Raw genomic sequence first — 16,625 nt, 5'->3', positions numbered from 1 at the left:
CGTTCAGATCCGTTCGTTCGCCGCCGCGAGCCAGCGGGCGATCGCGCGCACCGCCTCCTCGTCCAGGGCGTCGACGATCTGGGCCATGGCGGAGGAGTCCGCGGCGCCCAGATCGGTCACTCCGGCGGCGCCGAGCGCGGCCAGCAGCACCTGGTGCCGCCGGTCCCGCAGCCGCTCCTCGCGCGCGCTGCGCTCCGACTGCCGCTCCACGGGCGCCGGTTGAGCGCCGACCGTGCCGGATCGCGCGCGAACGGCGTCCAGCCGCCGCCAGCTTTGACGGTCCTCGGCCGGACCCCAGATCTCCACAACCGGCGCCTGGCCGCGCGCCCGCACGGTCTGGATCATCGCGGCGACCGCGTAGTCCACCGGCCCCCGACAGGGCGACTGCGCGGCGAGGGTCCAACCCGAGTCGGGTTGGTAGAACGCGGCGACATAGCGGGGTTCTCCGGGAGGGGCGGATGGCATCCGCACTGCTGACTCCATGAGCGCGCTCCTTCGCACGGGCGGTGACCGTCGCCAACACCGTTTACCCGACAGCCGCTGAGGAAGGAAGAGATTTTCTGACGGGTCGTCAGTTTCCTGGCGGGTTCCGCCAGCCGCCGAGTGCCGCGAGCGCCCGTGCCCGTGCTTCGATCACCGCCATCCGCGCCGCCCGCTCCCGCGCGTCCGTGTGGGCGGGCTGGCCGGTGACCTGACCGGGCCACTTGCGGTACAGCAGGCCCGTCTCAGCGGTGAACCAGCCGCGGCTCACCGCGTCGAGGGCGAGGAGCAGGCCGGTGTCCTCGGACGCGGGCAGGGCCATCCAGCCGCCCAGCGCCAGCAGCAGCTCACGTCGGACGAACAGCGAAGCCGGATGCACCGGCGCGCGGTGGTCGTGGGCCCTCCAGCGCGCGAGCACCGTGCCGCGCTCGATGATCCCGCCCGGCGGCTCCTGGTCGAAGCCGACGGTGGAGCCGTCCGGCAGCAGGTCCAGCACCCGGGACGTCGCCCAGCCGACATCGGGGCGACCGCCGAGCGCGGCCAGGTCTCGCGCCAGCGCGCCGGGGGTCAGCATGTCGTCGGCGTCGAGGACCTTCACCAACCGCCCCTCGGCCCGGGAGAGCGCCATGGTGCGCGCCATCGCGGCGCGCCCTGACCGCCCCTGCCCGAAACTGATCCGCGGATCGTCCGGCAGATACCGCGCGACCGCGTCGGTCTCGCCGTCCTCCTGGACGATCCACTGCCAGTCCCAGCCGTCGGGCATCCGCTGTCCGGCCAACGACGCGTACGCGTCCGGCAGGTAGTGCGCGCCGGGCGCGTGCACGGCGGTGATGACGGAGACGAGTTCGGTCACGGTCACCACCTCGCCAGCCGGGTCGTGAAGACCAGTTCGGTGCGGTCGGCTGGGAGGGTCACCTCGGAGACGTCCACCACCCGGCCGGTGACGTCCGTGCTCACCTTGCGCAGCGCCATCACCGGGAGACCGTCCGGCAGGCCGAGCTCCGCCGCCTCGCGAGCGGTCGCCGGACGTGCGGTGACGTGCTCCACGACGCGGTCGACCTCGACGCCGACGGTGCGTAGCTGGCTGTGCGTACCGCCCGGCCAGGGCTCGTTCGTCTCGTCCAGCAGGTCCGGGTTGGCCGCCACCAGGTCGTGCGGGAGGTAGGAGCGCACGATGCTGAACGGCGCGTCCTCCTCGCGGTAGCGGGTCCGGTAGCCGCGCTCCAGCAGCCGGGCCCCGGTGGGCAGCCCGAACAGCGCGGCGAGTTCCTCGGTGGCCTTCGCCTCGCGGTACTCGGCGTGGAAGACCAGATCGCGGGGGCTCAGCCCGGTCTCGTACTCGGTGGCCCCGGTGGCCGCCCGCTCCGCACGGGACGCCCGCGCCCGGTCCTTCTCCCACTGGTGCCGCTCGTTGGAGCGTACGACCTTCCTCCGGGGCGCGGGCCCGCGCACTTCATCCTGCTCCGCCATGGGTGCCTCACCGTCCCTGATCGCCGCGGTCCGGGCCACCTGAAATCATGGAGGGAGCGGGCCCGTACCACCAGCACGGTGGTACGGACCGGCATGCCGCGTCACACCCGGACCAGTGCCGCGTTCACCGCGTCGAGGAAGGCGCGCGGCGTCTCCACGCCGTCCAACTCGTCGTCCCGCAGCGAAACCCCGTATTCGCGGGTGATCCGTCCCGCCGCCTCCAGGAGGGCGAGGGAGTCGTAACCGAGTTCCGCGAACGGGACTTCGAGGATGTCACCGTCGAGGTCGATCGACTCGTCCTCGCCCGCCGACTCCCGCATGATGCGCTTGAGGTCGTCGATGGTGATTTCGGTCGCGTCGCTCATGTGCGTTCCCTTCCTGGTTCGTTCTCACCGTCAGATCACGTCAGTTGACGTCAGTTCAGCCACTTCAGACAGTTCAGGCAGTTCAGGCAGTGCACGGCAGATCGAGGAGTCCGGGGGCCGGTCCCGCCCCCGCGTTCAGCTGGCGCGCCGGACGACCGCCGCCGCGTTGAAACCGCCCCGGCCACGGGCCACCACCAGGGCACGGCCGATGTCGGCGGTGCGGGGCTCGCCCACCACCAGGTCGATCGGATGGTCGGGGGCGCAGGCCTCGACGTTGGGAGTGCGCGGAATGACCCCGTCGCGGATGCTCAGCAGCGCCGTCGCCAGGTCCAGCGAGGCACCCCCGGCGTACAGGCGGCCGGTGGTGTTCTTGGGTGCGGTGACCGGTACCGCCCGCGGGCCGAACACGGCGGCGAGGGCTTCGGCCTCGGCGCGGTCGAGGTCGGGCACCGCGGCTGCGTCGGCGAAGACCACGTCGATCTGCTCGGGGCGCACCTGGGCGTCGTCCAGGGCGCGGCGGATCGCGCGTTCCAGTCCGGTGCGCGGCGTGCCGTCGGTGCCGGGGTCGAACGTGGCGGCGTAGCCCGCGAGTTCGCCGTAGACCCGCGCGCCGCGCCGACGCGCCGCGGCGGCCTCCTCCAGGACGAGGTAGGCACCGCCCTCTCCGGGGACATGGCCGTCGGCGTCGGCGGAGAAGGGCAGGTAGGCGCGGGCCGGGTCGGTGCTGGTGCTCAGCTCGCCGGAGGTGAGCTGGCCGACCAGCCCGAGGGGGCACAACGCTCCGTCGACGCCGCCGGTGACCATCAGCGTGGCGCCCTTGCGGATCTGCCGACGCGCGTTGCCCACCGCGTCGAGACCGCCCGCCTGGTCGGTCACCAGCGCGGAGCCCGGGCCGCGCAGGCCGTGCCGGATCGAGACCTGGCCGGTGTTGACGGCGTAGAACCAGGCGAAGGACTGGTAGGCGCTGACGAACTGCCCGCCCTTGCTCCACAGGTTCTCCAGCTCGCGCTGGCCGAACTCGAAGCCGCCCATGGTCGAAGCGCTGGAGACCCCGGCCGCGAACTCCGGCAGGCCGCCCAGGTCGACCTGGCTGTCGGCCAGCGCCTTGTCCGCGGCGTACAGCGACAGCCGGGTCATGTGGTCGGTCTGCGGCAGCAGTCGAGAGGGGATGTGGTCCTTGGCGGTGAAGTCGCGGACCTCACCGGCCAGGCTGACGGGGTACCGGGAGGCGTCGAAGCGGGTGATCGGCGCGATCGCGCTGCGGCCGTCGAGCACCGCGGTCCAGTAGGCCTCGGTGTCCATGCCGTTGGGCGCGACGACACCGAGGCCGGTCACCACTGCCGATGCGGTGCTCATTGCGGGAACATCCCTTCTGCGCGACGCGCCGGTGCCAGGGCGCGGGCAAGGCCGAGAAGGCCGCCGCGCGGGCCGAAGCGGTATGGAAGTCGACGTGCGGAACTCATGCGGCGGTCCGCTCGGGACGGGCGAGCACGACCGCGCTCTGGAAGCCACCGAATCCACTGCCCACGCTCAACACGGCGTCGACCCGCGCCTCCCGGGCGGTCAGCGGGACGTAGTCCAGGTCGCAGACCGGATCGGGTTCGTGCAGGTTGGCGGTGGGCGGGATCAGGCTGTACTGCATCGCCAGTACACAGGCGACCAGTTCGAGCGCGCCGATGGCGCCCAGCGAGTGGCCGATCATGGACTTGATGGAGCTGACCGGGACCCGGTAGGCGTGCTCGCCGAGGGCGGTCTTGATGGCGGCGGTCTCGTGCCGGTCGTTCTGCTTGGTGCTGGAGCCATGGGCGTTGACGTAGCCGATCGCTTCCGGGGCCAGTCGGGCCTCGGTCAGGGCGAGGCGGATGGCCTCGGCCATCTCGGTCCCGTCGGCGCGCAGACCGGTCATGTGGTACGCGTTGCAGCGGGTGCCGAACCCGGCGACCTCGGCGTAGATGGTGGCGCCGCGCCGCCTGGCGTGTTCCAGTTCCTCCAGGACCAGCACGGCCGCTCCCTCGCCCAGCACCAGGCCGTTGCGGGTGGCGTCGAAGGGCCGGGACGCCTGGCCGGGTTCGTCGTTGCGCGGGGTGGTGGCCTTGATCGCGTCGAAGCAGGCCACGGTGATCGGGGAGATGGGGGCGTCGGTGCCGCCGCTCACCACGATGTCCGCGCTGCCCTCCCTGATCAGGTCGGCACCGTGGCCGACCGCGTCGAGACCGGAGGTGCAGCCGTCCGACACCAGCGTCACCGGACCCTGGGCACCGGCGACCCGGGCCACCTCCACGGCGATGGAGCTCGGTACGAAGTGGTCGTAGAGCTGGGTGATGGCGTAGTCGTGGTCCACCAGCCACTCGGCGCCGCCGTCGCTGAGGACGGCGTACTCCCGTTCCATGCTCGTGGTGCAGCCGACGGCGCTGCCGAACGACACCCCGATCCGCTCGCGGTCGGCGTGGGCCAGGTCCAGGCCGCTGTCGGCCAGCGCCTCGCGGGTGGCGGCGACGGCGAACTGGCTGGCCCGGTCCATCCGCCGGATCTCGCGCTGGCCGAGCCCCGACTCCACGGGGTCGAAGTCGCACTCGGCGGCGACCCGGGAGCGGAACGCGGTGGAATCGAACGACGAAATGATGCGGGTGGCCGTGCGGCCCGAGGAAATGAGTTCCCAGTATTTCTTGACCCCGCTTTCCCCCGGGGCCACAGCACCTATTCCCGTGATGACGACGCGACGGTTCATGACATCCTCACTCGCAGTCGGCGGGGTCCGCCAATTGGCCCCGGCCGGTAACGTTGGCAGTCCCAACTGGAGAGGTGATCGTGCCCCTCTGAACATTCGGAGGACTTCACCGTGAATCACCCGCGCCGACCAGCTCCGCTTCGGCTCCGGACGCCAAGTGCCCTTCGGCCACGAGTTGTTCGAGCACCGAGCGCACCGCCGCCAGGTCACCGCTTCCGTCGCCGGGACGTGCCGGAAGCAGACTGACCACGGCGGATCGGCGGCTGGCCACCGCGGGGTGGCGCTTGGCCAGGGCGGTCAGGCCCTGCGCCGGACCGGCCTCGACCAGCAGCAGGTCACCGGTGGACAGCAGCCGGTCCAAAGCGGGCCCGAAGAGTACGGGCGCCGCGGGCTGCCGGGCCCAAAAGCGCGGTTCGGTTGCCTCGGCGCCGGTCATCGGAGCGCCGCTGTAGCCGGAGTACAGCGGCAGACGGGGTGCGCGCAGCGGCAGCGCGGACAGCGCGGGCACCGCCCGCAGGGCCGCCGGTTCGAGTGCGGGGCTGTGGAACGGGTTGACCGCGCGGGCCCGCATGCAGGTGAACCCGTCGGCCCGCAACCGCCGTTCCGACTCCGCCAGGGGTTCGGTGGACCCCGTGAGCATCACCTGGCGCGGCCCGTTGACCGCGCCCACGACCACGTCCGCGTGCAGATACGGGGCCATCTGTTCCGCGGAGGCGCGGACGGCGAGCATCCCGCCGGACGGTGCCCCACTGATGTGCTCGACGCGGTCGCGCATCACGGCGACCGCCTCGTCCAGGGTGAAGACCCCGGACAAGGTGGCCGCCGCCACTTCGCCCACACTGTGCCCGAGCAGGCCCACCGGGCGTATGCCCCAGTCCAGGACCATCCGGCCCAGTGCCCAGTCGATGGCGAACAACAGCGGCTGCGCCCGGCCGACGCTGTCCAGCGGGACCCGCGGGGTGTCGGTGAGCCAGTCGTCGCGCACCGCCTTCGCGCCGGGCCCCCATGCCGTGAACACCTGGTCCACCAGGTCGCGGAATCCGGGGTGCTGGCGGTAGAGCCCGACGGCCATCCCGGCCTGCTGCGAGCCCTGACCGGGAAACAGCAGCGCCACGCCGCGACGTGCGTAGGGCACCGTGTCCGAGGGTGGGGTGGAGCGCACGCCTGCCTCCTGATGAGCGATCGCTTGGCCGCACCGCCGGGCGGTCGGCACGGCGTGCGGAGGGCACGGCGGCACCGTGGCACGCACGGCTGGAGGATCGCTCGTCGCCAGGGCGCGGATCGGGCGGGACGGGCACGAGTGCCCCGGCGGCCACCGGCTGGCTCCAGCGCCCCTGTATCCCGCTCCCAGCAGCCGCTCCAATCATCAAGTCACCAGGCCTGAAGGGCGAGAACCGCTCGTGCAGGCCGACGGCGGTCCGCTCCCGGCCGTCGGGGGCGCCCCATCACGTCGCCGCCGACGGCCGTTCCCCGTATGACCGGACCGTCCCGCAGGGCGGGCCGCCTCCAGGAAGGACACATGACGTGAGGTTCGACGATCTGTACGTCGCGGGCGCCGCGGCCCACTTCCCGGGCCGCTTCGCCATGGCGGATGCCGTGACGGGCGGGCTGTGCGATGCGCGGATCGCGGAGCGCACCGGTGTGGTCTCCGTCGCCTTCTCCGAAGGCGAATCCGCACCGGAGATGGCCGTCCAGGCCGCCAGGACCGCGCTCGACCGCTCCGGCGCCGGCCCGCACGACATCGACCTGATCCTGCACGCCACCGTCTACTACCAGGGGCACGACCTGTGGGCGCCCGCCTCCTACATCCAGCGCGAGGCCGTGGGCAACCGCTGCCCGGCGGTGGAGGTCCGGCAGCTGTCCAACGGCGGTATGGCCGCAGTGGAGTTGGCCGCCGGATACCTCACCGCGGGCGACGGTACGAGCAGTGCGCTGCTGACGACGGGCGACCGGTTCTGCGGCCCGGGTTTCGACCGTTGGGGCAGCGATCCGGGCACGGTGTACGGGGACGCGGGCACCGCGCTCGTGCTCTCCCGCGGCGGCGGTTTCGCCCGCGTTCGCAGTCTCGTGACTGTCTCGGAACCGGAGTTGGAGGGCATACACCGGGGAGACGACCCGTTCGGTCCGGCGCCGTTCAGCGTGCGGCGCCCGATGGACCTGGAAGTGCTCAAGCGGGACTTCATCGGCAAGGTGGGCATCTCGTACGGCGTCGCCAGGGTGTCCGCCGGTCAATCTGAGGCGCTCAAGGGGGCGTTGGCGGCGGCCGAGGCCGAACTGTCCGACATCGCGGTGTTCGTCCTGCCGCAGTTCGGGCTGCGCAGGCTCACCTCGGCCTATCTGCGGCCGTGGGGGCTGGACCCGGCGGTCACAACGTGGCCGTGGGGACGGACCGTTGGCCATCTGGGCGCGGGCGACCAGTTCGCGGGCCTGGCGCACCTGGTGGAGGAGCGGAGGGTCAAGCCGGGGGACCTGTGCCTGATGGCCGGTGTGGGCGCGGGGTACACGTGGACCTGCTGCGTGCTGGAAATACAGGACGTGCCGTCGTGGAGCGTGTGACGTGCCCGTGAAGGTGACGCCGCCGGTGCCGTCGGCCCGTGCCGAAGTGCATCTGTGGCAGGGCTCGAACGCCAGGTGCGGCCCCGATGACACGCGCGTGCTGTCCCCGGCGGAACGGGAGCGGGCGGCACGGCTGCCCAACCCGGTCGCCGCGCGGTGCTATGTCACGGCGCACGCCGCGCTGCGCCGGATCCTCGGCGGCCATCTGGGGACCGCACCGGAGCGGGTGCGCATCGGCCGCGGACCGTGCCCGCTGTGCGGGCTCACCCGGCACGGCCCGCCGGTGCTGGCGGAGCCCGGGTGCGACCTCACCTTCAGCCTGGCGCGCTCCGGCGCCGAGTGGCTGCTGGGCATCGGCCGCGGGCACGCCCTCGGCGTGGACCTCGAACGGGTACGCCGGACGGATGTTGACGCGGTTTGCAGAGCCGCGCTGTCCGACGCGGAGCGCAAGGCCCTGCTCAACTGCGGTCACCGGCCCGGGGGTTGCCCGGAGTGCTTCTTCCGCTGCTGGACGCGGAAGGAGGCCGTGGTGAAGGCGTGGGGTGCCGGGGTCAGCGCCGACCTACGGCAGGTGGAGGTGTCCGCGCACCGCCCGGGGCCGGTGCTGGTCGGCCATGGCACGGGGTGCGGCGCTCGGCGATGGTGGCGGGTGCGCGACCTGCCGGTCGGATCGGGCCGCCACGCGGCGTTGGCGGTCCCGGCCGACGTACCGGTGCGGCCGGTCGTCTGGCGGTACTGGCCTGGTTGAATGCGACCCACCAAGGAAGGACGATCACGCCGGAACATGTGAGCGGGCGATCAGCATTCCCTCCCGCACCCCATCGAAGGTCTCTCCCGGCGGCCTTTTGCGCCCAATACCAAAGGGGCAAATCCCCCACGGGCGACTCCTCCGCCGCAACGTCAAACGGAATTAATCCTTCCCTTGCAAGTGTTTGATGGCAACAAATGTTTCACTTAGAATGCCCGAGATAGCCTGTCGGCCACGGGGGAGGTGAACAGGCATCGCGTACCGCCGCTGCCGCGCGGGCTGCGCGGATTGCGCCGGGCGTCGCGATCATCGGAGTCATGTGATCCGCCATGGTCCCTGGGGGCCGCCGACAACCCCAGGATGATCATTGTCGCGTCCGCCCGAAAGATGCTTCGTTCATAAATCCTCTCGTTACTCCTCGAAAGGTGTACGAGAACCGTTATGGAATTCGCCGTGCTGGGTCCACTCCGCATGCAGGAGCAGGGACGTAACTACACACCGACCGCACCCAAGCAGCGCCAACTGCTCGCACTGTTACTTCTCAACGCGAACCAGGTGGTATCAACCGGAACGTGCATCGAGGAGCTGTGGGACAGCTCCCCACCGAACAGCGCGCTTTCCACCCTGCAGTCCTACGTCCTCCAGCTGCGCCGCAGTCTGCGCCGCGTTCCGTGGATCGGCAGCCTGCAGGCGGCCCGACGCGTGCTGGAAACCCGCGACGGCGGCTACATGCTGACCGTTCGGAACGACGAGCTGGACACCAACATCTTCAAGTCCCTGGTCAGGGAGGGCAGGGCGGAACTCCGCCGGGACGACGCGATCGCCTCCTCGCTGCTCGGCCAGGCGCTGGCCCTGTGGAAGGGGTCCGCCCTGTCCGACGTACAGGTCGGCCCGGTCCTGCGGGCCCACCTGGTGGGGCTGGAGGAGGACCACATGAGCGTGCAGGAGCAGCGCATCGACGCCGACCTGCGACTGGGCCGGCACCACGACCTGATCGGTGAACTCAGCACGCTCGCCACGAAGTACCCGACCCGAGAGGGCCTGCAGAGCCAGCTCATGCTGGCTCTGTACCGCTCGGGCCGCCGCACCCAGGCCCTTGAGGTGGTGCACACACTGCGCCAGGTGCTCAACGACGAACTGGGGCTCGAACCGTCGCCCCGGATCCGCAGCCTGCACCAGGCCATCCTCGCGTGTGACCCCGCGCTCGACGTACCGGCGCACACCGAGTCGCTCCTGCGGCTCGACGCGGCCGACCTCGCCACCGCGCAGCGGTCCTGACCGGCGCCTCCCGCGGACGACGGTGTCGCGCCGCCGTCCGCGGGAGGATCAGCGGCCGGACCCCTGGGTCGCGTACAACCGCAGGAACGACTCGACCACGGCGTGTACGTACTCCGTGCTGAACGTGCGCTCGGCCAGCAGCCGGCGGAACATCAACGGACCGGCCAACTGGTCGATCGCCAGGTCGATGTCGAGATCGGCGACCAGCTCACCGCGTTTGCGGGCGCCCTCCAGGATCGACCGGAACCCATCCGAGCCCGCCCGGTACAGCGCCTCCTTGAGTTTGGTGAACGCCGGGTCGACCGCAGCGCGTTCGATGACCGCCCGCATTCCGCGCTCGCTCACCGGCTCGTGCAGCAGCACCCGCAACGCGTCCAGCTCACGGACCAGGTCGCCGCGAAGCTCGCCCGTGGGCTCGGGCCGGACCACCGACATCCGCTGGGCGATCGCGTCGTGGATCAGCGAGGCGGCGTCCGGCCAGTGGCGGTAGAGCGTGGTGCGGCCGATGCCGCTGCGGGCGGCGACCGCCACATGGGTGACCGCCGACCAGCCCTGCTCCACGAGCAGTTCCTGGGCCGCGGCGAGGGCCGCCGCCCGGCTGCGCGCCGCGCGGGGGTCGGGACCGCGAGGCGGCCCTCCAAAGGCGCCCTCCGTACCGGCCTGCGTGGTCAATCGCGGCTCCCATCCATCGATCACGGCCGCGGGCAAGCGAGCCGCCGGAGAAGTTACGGTACAATCTGCCCCAGAGCTTACTCCGTCATACGGGCATGAGACACACCTGCGGTTCTCCCCAGGCCGCGGGCCGTGCGGCGCACCGTGCCTGGTGAAGCGGGATCAGGCGCCCGCGGCACTGTGCGCCAAGAACGCGTCCTTGTGGTCCTCGGCCCACTCCCGCAGCGAGCGCGGCGCCCTGCCGAGCAGCCGCCGCACATCGTCGAAAACCGTACCCGCCAGCCGGTCCCCGGACTCGATCACATACCGGATCGACCGGATCACCCCGTCCACGGTCTCCGCGGAGAAGTACCGCAGCATCACCTCGCGCTGCTCCTCAAGGGTGACCGTCTCGAAGCGCAGGGTACGTCCCAGCACCTGGCCGACGATCTCCACCTGCTGCGGAACGGTGAGCCCGGCCGGGCCGGTGAGCGAGTACACCGCGCCCTCGTGCCCGGGAGAGGTCAGCACACGCGCGGCGGCCTCCGCGACATCGCGGGGATCGACCACCGCCTCCGGCACATCGGCCACCGGAGCGCGCACCACACCCTCGGCCCGGATGGACGGCGCCCAGGCGAACGCCATGCTCATGAAGCCGTTGGGCCGCAGGATCGTCCACGGCACCGCGGACGCCCGCAGTGCCTCCTCGGCGCTGCGGTGCCAGTCACCGATCGGGTAACGGCCCTCGCCCGCGGCGGTCTCCACCCCGAGGGTGGACAACTGCACGATGTGCTGGACACCGGCCTTCCCGGCCGCGGCCACCAGATTGGCGTCGTGGACCGTCTTGTCGGCCCCGAGCGACATCAAGAAGACCTTCCGTACACCGTCGAGCGCGGCGGGCAGCGTCTCGGGTCTGCCCAGGTCCGCGCCGACCACCTCGATACCGGTGGGCAGTTGGGCGCGGTCGGGGTCCCGGGTGAGCGCACGGACCGGGTGTCCGGCCGCCCGCAGTCGGGCCAGCACCTTGCCGCCGATGTTGCCGGTGGCACCGGTAACCAGAATCATCGTCATCTCCTTGTCGGGGGCCGGGCGGGCGTCAGTGGGCTTCTTCGCGGTCCAGCACGGTGCGTAGCGCCCGCTCCAACGCGCTGGCCTGCTGCGGCCCGGCCGAGCGCCAGGCGACGAACCGGTCCGGGCGGACCAGCACCGCCCCCTGCGGGGTGATGCCATACGCCTTCTCCCAGGTACCCGCCGGATCGACCAGCCCGTCGGGGCCGCCGATCCGGTGCACCGGAAGTTCGATGCCCAGCCGCGCCGCCACCTGCGCCGCCGCCACCTCCCACGGCGCGCCGTCGGATCCGGCGAGCAGCACGAACGCGCGCCCGAACAGCGCCGTGGTGGACGTGGCGCCGCCGTCCTGCCGCCGCAGCGGTACGTACGGCGCCCTTGAGCCGGGGCGGCCGGTGGGGGCGGTCGGGTCCTCCAGCAGAGCGCCGTCGTCGTCCGGCTCGCGGACCACGGCGCCGCCCGCGTACCGGTAGCCGAAGACCTGGACCACCGGTGGGATCTGCGCGACCTGCGAACCGTCGTCGAACTCCGGCGCCAGCCGCTCGACGGTGTTGGCGTACTGCTGCTGCGAGATCATGTCGGAGACCGGGCGGCGCTCCGCGTCATGGCTGTCCAGAAGGCGCGGCCCGGCCTGGCCCTTGACGACCATGGCGAGCTTCCACGCGAGGTAGAAGCCGTCCATGATCGCGGTGTTGCCGCCGAGCCCACCGGGCGCGAGCACCACCTTCGCCGCGTCACCGACGAGATGGGCCCGGCCGACGGTGAACCGGTCGGCCACCTCGTCCACGAGCGTGGTCTTCCCACTGCCGACCACGGTGAGCGGCAGATCGGGCATCCCGATGCCGTACCGCACCAGTTGCGCGCACTTCTCCTCGGTGTAGCCGGTGAAGTCGGGCTGCTCACGGGTCAGCCCGCGCCCGTAGCCGTACCGGCCGGGCACATCGGTGGTGTAGAAGACACCGGGTACCGGCGAGAGCAGGTGGAACAGGGCGAACCTGCGGCCTTCCGCGACGCCTGGCAGCTGCGCCAGCGGTCCGCTCATGTCCGCGTCGAAGAAGACCCGGAAGACCTCCCCCAGTCGGCCGCGGCCGTGCGTGCCCACGCCGAGCGCGGTACGCACCCGGCTGTGCCGCCCGTCCGCCCCCACCAGGTGGTCGGCCCGCACCGTGCGCTTGGCACCGGTGGTGGTGGAGCGGATGACCGCGGTGACGCCGTCCGCGTCCTGGGTGAAGGACAGCAGCTCGGTGGAGAAGCTCAGCCGGGCACCGAGCTCCACGGCCCGCTCGGCCAGGATCTGCTCGGTCAACTCCTGGCTGGCCATGGCCCACTGCTCCGGGGAGACATGGTCCATGGCCATCTCCCCCTGCGTCATGATGCCCTTGAGCACCGGCCCGGCGAGGGTCTCGGCGAGCGCCATGTAGAACTCGCCGGTGCCGCCGGGTGACGCGGCGGTGATCCGGTCGGCCACGCCCGCGATGCGCAGCGCCTCCATGGTGTGCGGGTACTGGCCGCGGGCCTTCATCACCACCGAGGTTCCGGGGTGCTTCTCGATCAGGAGCGGTTCGACCCCGTGCAGGCCGAGGAAGAGCGCGGTGGTCAGGCCGGACAGGCCACCACCGACGATGATGACGGGTACGTGCTCTTCTGACACGGCCGCTCCTGGTCGGTTCGCGAGGGAAAGTCCTGATCAGCGTGGTGCCAGGAACTGGTGCCCCGCTCGAGCCGCCGTCCACTCGCCGTCAATGGCCGGTCCCGGTCGGCCCGCGGCACGGTCGCCAGGCGCCGCGCGCCCTGCCTCCACCGGCCCCCCAACACGCCATCAGCGGCGGCGGAAAGGGTGGATCAGCGGCCGGTGCGCTGTGCGCCCACCGGACGCGGTGGTCCCGCGAACCGAGGGGCCGTCCCACCATCCACACCCGGGAGACGCCGTGGTTGTCTTCGTCAACAAGCTGACGCTCACCGGCTCGGCCGAGGACCTGGAGCGCATCTACGCCCACGTCGCCGAGTTCATGCTGGCCCAGCCGGGGATCATCCGCTACCAGCTGGTCCGCTCGCAGAAGGAGCCGGGCACCTACTTCAACGTCGCGGAGTGGCAGACGCAAGAGGCGTTCGAAAACGCTCTGTCGGAGCCGGAGTTCAAGAACCGGCTGCGGGCCCTGGGCAGCGTGATCAAGGGCGAGCCGCATGTGTGCGACGTGGTCGAGTCCGGCGAGCGCCAGACGGTCTGAGGCCTGAACCACCAAACGCCAGGCGCGAGTTGGAAGCGTGAGGAGAGCTGTGATGACACAGACCAGCCAGGCGACCGTCCCGGTCAGCGGCGAGACGTACGGGCAGATCCTGGACTTCTACGCCGGTCACATGCAGGCGCTCGACGAGGGATCCGTGGAGCTGTGGGCGTCCGGCTTCACCGAGGACGGTGTCTTCGCCCAGAACGTCAAGCCCGAGCCGTGGCGCGGCCGTTCCGCCATCGAGGAGAACATGCGCCGCGGGCTCGCCCGGCTCGCGCAGAAGAACGTCCAGCGCAGGCACTGGTTCGGCATGGTCACCACCGACCAGCGGGACCAGGACACCGTACGCACCCGCTACTACGCGGTGGTCTTCGAGACACCGGTCGGCGGCAAGGCGTCGGTGTATCTGAGCACCACCGGCGAGGACCTTTTGGTCAGGCAGGACGGGCAGTGGCGGGTCAAGCACCGGCTGATCACCCACGACGCGACCTGACCGACGTCGCCCGGCTCAAGGGCGCGCCAAGCCGAACCTTTCACCACGAGACGGGGGCGGGCAGGTACCCGCGCCGAGAAGGAGACACCGAATGTCGGATCTGACGAAGGAGCGCGTGGAGGCGGCCTACGCCGCACTGGCGACGGGCGACCGGGACAAGATCCTGGAGTACTGGTCGCAGGACGTGCGCTTCCAGATGCCCGGCAACCACCAGTTCGCCGGCTGGTACACCGGCCTCGACGACTACCTCGGCAAGATGGGCAAGTTGATGGAGGCGTCCGGCGGGCGGATCACCGCCACCACGCTGAACGTGCTCATCAACCAGGAAGAGGGCATCTCCGTCGACATCTACCGGCTGGACGGCTACCGGGCGGGCGCCGAGGAGGGCACGATCTCGCCCTACGAGCGCCTGCAGGTGGAGGGCGTGCACCAACTGCGCTGGGAGAACGGCCGGATCGTGGAGGGCCGCAGCGCGCTGTTCGCGGACGGTGTGACCCGGGCGAACCTGTGGTGGTCCCCGGTGGGCACCGACGGCGAGCGCACCGAACTCTGACCGCGGCAGCCGACGCCAGCCGTCGGTACGCACGGCCCGCGGCCCCGTCCGCGGGCCGTACCGCTACGGCCGTGCCCCAGTCCAGGAAGCGAGAAGCACACCCCATGACACAAGCCCAGCAGGGCGCGGTGCGGGACCGCGCGGTCGTCATCACCGGTGGCGGCACCGGCATCGGCCGAGCGGCGGCGCACGCCTTCGCCGACGAGGGTGCCAAGGTCCTGGTGGTCGGACGCAACGCCGACCGGCTGGCCGAGACCGCGCAGGCCCGCCCCGGCATCCGTACCCATCAAGCCGACATCTCAGCGCCCGGCGCGGCCAGCGGCATCGTGGCGGCCGCCGCACGCGAACTCGGCGGCATCGACGTACTGGTGAACAACGCGGTCACCATGAAGTCCGCGCCGCTCGGACACATCGAACAGGACAACACCCAGGCGCAGGTGGCGACCAACCTGCTCGCCCCGATCTTCCTCACCCAGGAGGCGTTGCCGCACCTGGAGGCGGCCAAGGGCCTGGTCGTGAACGTCACCACGGCCGGGAACCAGCGCGGTTGGCCCGGGCACTCGGTGTACGGAGCGACCAAGATCGCGCTCGACTTCCTCACCCGCACCTGGGCACTTGAGCTGGCGCCCAAGGGAATCAGGGTCGCCGGGGTGGCGCCCGGACCGGTGGAGACGCCGATCGGCGAGCACGCGGGACTCGGTCCCGAGGCCATCGCCCGGGTGCGGGCCCGGCAGCGCGAGCGGGTGCCGCTGGGACGCGTGGGGCAGCCGGAGGAGGTGGCGTGGTGGATGGTCAACCTCGCCCGCCCCGAGGCCTCCTTCGCCACCGGCCTCGTCCTGCACATCGACGGTGGCGCCGGCATCGTCTTCTGACCGAGGGCCTCAACCTTACGGAGCTCCCATGGAATTCGGCATCAACTTCTTCCCGACCGTCGGCCCTGACGACAAGTCCGCCGCGGAGTACTTCGGCCAGAGCCTGCGGCTCGTCGAACTGGCCGAGGAACTCGGCTTCGACCACGTCAAGACGGTCGAGCACTACTTCTTCAAGTACGGCGGCTACAGCCCGGATCCGGTGACCTTCCTCGCCGCCGCGGCGGCGCGCACCCACCGGATCAAGCTGGTCACCGGTGCGGTCATCCCGGCGTTCAGCCACCCGGTGAAGCTGGCGGGCAAGCTGGCGATGCTGGACAACATCTCACGCGGCCGGCTGCAGGTGGGCTTCGGCCGTGCCTTCCTGCCGGACGAGTTCGACGCGTTCGGCATCGACATGGACGAGAGCCGTCCGCGTTTCGAAGAGGGCCTGAGGGCCTGCCAGAAGCTGTGGAGCGAGCGGGACGTCGTCTGGAAGGGGCGGTTCTACGAGTTCGGCCCGGTGACCCTGCTGCCCAGGCCGTTCCAGCAGCCGCACCCGAAGATCCTGGTGGCCGCAGCCAAGACCGCGTCGTCCTGCGAGCAGGCGGGCCGGGACGGGCACGGCCTGATGATGGTGCCGTCCATCTCCAAGCGCGAGGTGGTGCAGGAGATGCTGGGCCTGTACCGCAAGGCGTACGCCGACGCCGGGCACGAGCCGGGCGGTGACGAGATCCACATGAGTTACAACTGCTACCTCAGCGAGGACGCCGACGAGGCCAGGGCGAAGGGCAAGCGGTACTCCGAGCGCACCAACGCGGTGATGCGCGACGCGGTGGCCGCCTGGGGCGAGCGCCGCAGCGAGGGGTACGCGGGCTACGAGAACATCGTCAAGAACATCGCCAGGGCCGACTTCGACCGCTCACTGGCGGAGAACAAGGTGCTGGTCGGCAGCCCGGAAGAGGTCACCGAGCGGCTGCGCACCATCCGCGAGTGGTACGGGGACGTGACCATCAGCCTACAGGTGATCTCCGGCAACCCCACCTTCGAGGAGTCGGTGCGCACCATGCGGCTCTTCGCCGAGCAGGTGATACCTCAGCTGCGCGGCGACGGTGCGGCCGGCGCGTCCTGACCCGCGACCGGCGACGAGGAGCGGCTC

At 71.2% G+C, this 16,625-nt stretch carries 18 protein-coding genes; 8 read left to right on the top strand and 10 right to left on the bottom strand.

The window, feature by feature from the left end; genetic code table 11:
* Positions 1-3 precede the first annotated feature (3 nt).
* From NON19_RS21590 to NON19_RS21560, 7 genes are all read right to left on the bottom strand, one after another.
* On the bottom strand, positions 4-483 hold the full coding sequence (locus NON19_RS21590) for a hypothetical protein (protein WP_255930442.1): 480 nt from the start codon (positions 481-483) through the stop codon (positions 4-6).
* Positions 484-571: 88 nt separating this feature from the next.
* On the bottom strand, positions 572-1,333 hold the full coding sequence (locus NON19_RS21585) for a glycosyltransferase family 2 protein (RefSeq protein WP_255930440.1): 762 nt from the start codon (positions 1,331-1,333) through the stop codon (positions 572-574).
* 2 nt (positions 1,334-1,335) lie between these two features.
* Entirely contained in the window at positions 1,336-1,950 is a 615-nt protein-coding gene (locus NON19_RS21580) for a UTRA domain-containing protein (protein ID WP_255930438.1), read from the bottom strand.
* Positions 1,951-2,051: 101 nt separating this feature from the next.
* Positions 2,052-2,315 carry an acyl carrier protein gene (locus NON19_RS21575; protein ID WP_255930436.1) on the bottom strand — a complete coding sequence of 88 codons (264 nt, stop codon included), beginning with the start codon at positions 2,313-2,315 and terminating at the stop codon, positions 2,052-2,054.
* A gap of 135 nt (positions 2,316-2,450) precedes the next feature.
* Positions 2,451-3,671, bottom strand: a complete 1,221-nt coding sequence (locus NON19_RS21570) for a ketosynthase chain-length factor (protein WP_255930434.1) — start codon at positions 3,669-3,671, stop codon at positions 2,451-2,453.
* A gap of 103 nt (positions 3,672-3,774) precedes the next feature.
* Positions 3,775-5,043, bottom strand: coding sequence for a beta-ketoacyl-[acyl-carrier-protein] synthase family protein (locus tag NON19_RS21565; RefSeq protein WP_255930432.1), 1,269 nt, complete (start codon positions 5,041-5,043; stop codon positions 3,775-3,777).
* 106 nt (positions 5,044-5,149) lie between these two features.
* A complete protein-coding gene (locus tag NON19_RS21560; protein WP_255930430.1) occupies positions 5,150-6,205 on the bottom strand; it encodes an acyltransferase domain-containing protein in 1,056 nt (351 codons plus the stop codon).
* A gap of 362 nt (positions 6,206-6,567) precedes the next feature.
* On the opposite strand from NON19_RS21560, the gene NON19_RS21555 reads away from it, so the two are divergent.
* The 3 genes from NON19_RS21555 to NON19_RS21545 all read left to right on the top strand — a co-directional run bounded on the left by NON19_RS21555 (position 6,568) and on the right by NON19_RS21545 (position 9,625).
* A complete protein-coding gene (locus NON19_RS21555) occupies positions 6,568-7,599 on the top strand; it encodes a ketoacyl-ACP synthase III family protein (RefSeq protein ID WP_255930428.1) in 1,032 nt (343 codons plus the stop codon).
* Position 7,600: 1 nt separating this feature from the next.
* Positions 7,601-8,347: a 4'-phosphopantetheinyl transferase family protein gene (locus NON19_RS33455; protein ID WP_255930426.1), complete on the top strand. Its 747-nt coding sequence runs from the start codon at positions 7,601-7,603 to the stop codon at positions 8,345-8,347.
* Positions 8,348-8,800: 453 nt separating this feature from the next.
* Positions 8,801-9,625: an AfsR/SARP family transcriptional regulator gene (locus tag NON19_RS21545; protein WP_308213712.1), complete on the top strand. Its 825-nt coding sequence runs from the start codon at positions 8,801-8,803 to the stop codon at positions 9,623-9,625.
* A gap of 48 nt (positions 9,626-9,673) precedes the next feature.
* Here the strand turns inward: NON19_RS21545 and NON19_RS21540 are convergent, their stop codons facing one another.
* The 3 genes from NON19_RS21540 to NON19_RS21530 form a co-directional block, all read right to left on the bottom strand.
* Positions 9,674-10,297, bottom strand: coding sequence for a TetR/AcrR family transcriptional regulator (locus NON19_RS21540; RefSeq protein WP_255930422.1), 624 nt, complete (start codon positions 10,295-10,297; stop codon positions 9,674-9,676).
* 162 nt (positions 10,298-10,459) lie between these two features.
* Positions 10,460-11,341 (bottom strand): SDR family oxidoreductase, encoded by an 882-nt coding sequence (locus NON19_RS21535; protein ID WP_255930420.1) that lies wholly within the window; start codon positions 11,339-11,341, stop codon positions 10,460-10,462.
* A gap of 31 nt (positions 11,342-11,372) precedes the next feature.
* Positions 11,373-12,995, bottom strand: a complete 1,623-nt coding sequence (locus NON19_RS21530; protein WP_255930418.1) for an FAD-dependent monooxygenase — start codon at positions 12,993-12,995, stop codon at positions 11,373-11,375.
* Positions 12,996-13,272: 277 nt separating this feature from the next.
* Between NON19_RS21530 and NON19_RS21525 the strand changes: the two genes are divergently transcribed.
* From NON19_RS21525 to NON19_RS21505, 5 genes are all read left to right on the top strand, one after another.
* Positions 13,273-13,572 carry an antibiotic biosynthesis monooxygenase family protein gene (locus NON19_RS21525; protein ID WP_255930416.1) on the top strand — a complete coding sequence of 100 codons (300 nt, stop codon included), beginning with the start codon at positions 13,273-13,275 and terminating at the stop codon, positions 13,570-13,572.
* A 52-nt stretch (positions 13,573-13,624) separates the two neighbouring features.
* Entirely contained in the window at positions 13,625-14,065 is a 441-nt protein-coding gene (locus NON19_RS21520; protein WP_255930415.1) for a nuclear transport factor 2 family protein, read from the top strand.
* A 91-nt stretch (positions 14,066-14,156) separates the two neighbouring features.
* Entirely contained in the window at positions 14,157-14,618 is a 462-nt protein-coding gene (locus tag NON19_RS21515) for a nuclear transport factor 2 family protein (RefSeq protein WP_255930414.1), read from the top strand.
* Positions 14,619-14,722: 104 nt separating this feature from the next.
* On the top strand, positions 14,723-15,490 hold the full coding sequence (locus tag NON19_RS21510) for an SDR family NAD(P)-dependent oxidoreductase (RefSeq protein WP_255930413.1): 768 nt from the start codon (positions 14,723-14,725) through the stop codon (positions 15,488-15,490).
* A 28-nt stretch (positions 15,491-15,518) separates the two neighbouring features.
* Positions 15,519-16,598 carry an LLM class flavin-dependent oxidoreductase gene (locus tag NON19_RS21505; protein WP_255930411.1) on the top strand — a complete coding sequence of 360 codons (1,080 nt, stop codon included), beginning with the start codon at positions 15,519-15,521 and terminating at the stop codon, positions 16,596-16,598.
* The last annotated feature ends 27 nt before the right edge of the window (positions 16,599-16,625 follow it).

This window comes from Streptantibioticus rubrisoli (assembly GCF_024436055.1).
GTDB classification, from domain to species: domain Bacteria; phylum Actinomycetota; class Actinomycetes; order Streptomycetales; family Streptomycetaceae; genus Streptantibioticus_A; species Streptantibioticus_A rubrisoli.
This window is presented reverse-complemented; position numbering and strand designations above follow the sequence as displayed.

Coding starts and splice junctions, on each gene's coding strand:
- NON19_RS21590 (WP_255930442.1), bottom strand. CDS start 483: ATGGAGTCAGCAGTGCGGATGCCATCCGCCCCTCCCGGAGAACCCCGC.
- NON19_RS21565 (WP_255930432.1), bottom strand. CDS start 5,043: ATGAACCGTCGCGTCGTCATCACGGGAATAGGTGCTGTGGCCCCGGGG.
- NON19_RS21535 (WP_255930420.1), bottom strand. CDS start 11,341: ATGATTCTGGTTACCGGTGCCACCGGCAACATCGGCGGCAAGGTGCTG.
- NON19_RS21510 (WP_255930413.1), top strand. CDS start 14,723: ATGACACAAGCCCAGCAGGGCGCGGTGCGGGACCGCGCGGTCGTCATC.
- NON19_RS21570 (WP_255930434.1), bottom strand. CDS start 3,671: ATGAGCACCGCATCGGCAGTGGTGACCGGCCTCGGTGTCGTCGCGCCC.
- NON19_RS21580 (WP_255930438.1), bottom strand. CDS start 1,950: ATGGCGGAGCAGGATGAAGTGCGCGGGCCCGCGCCCCGGAGGAAGGTC.
- NON19_RS21505 (WP_255930411.1), top strand. CDS start 15,519: ATGGAATTCGGCATCAACTTCTTCCCGACCGTCGGCCCTGACGACAAG.
- NON19_RS21515 (WP_255930414.1), top strand. CDS start 14,157: ATGTCGGATCTGACGAAGGAGCGCGTGGAGGCGGCCTACGCCGCACTG.
- NON19_RS21520 (WP_255930415.1), top strand. CDS start 13,625: ATGACACAGACCAGCCAGGCGACCGTCCCGGTCAGCGGCGAGACGTAC.
- NON19_RS21575 (WP_255930436.1), bottom strand. CDS start 2,315: ATGAGCGACGCGACCGAAATCACCATCGACGACCTCAAGCGCATCATG.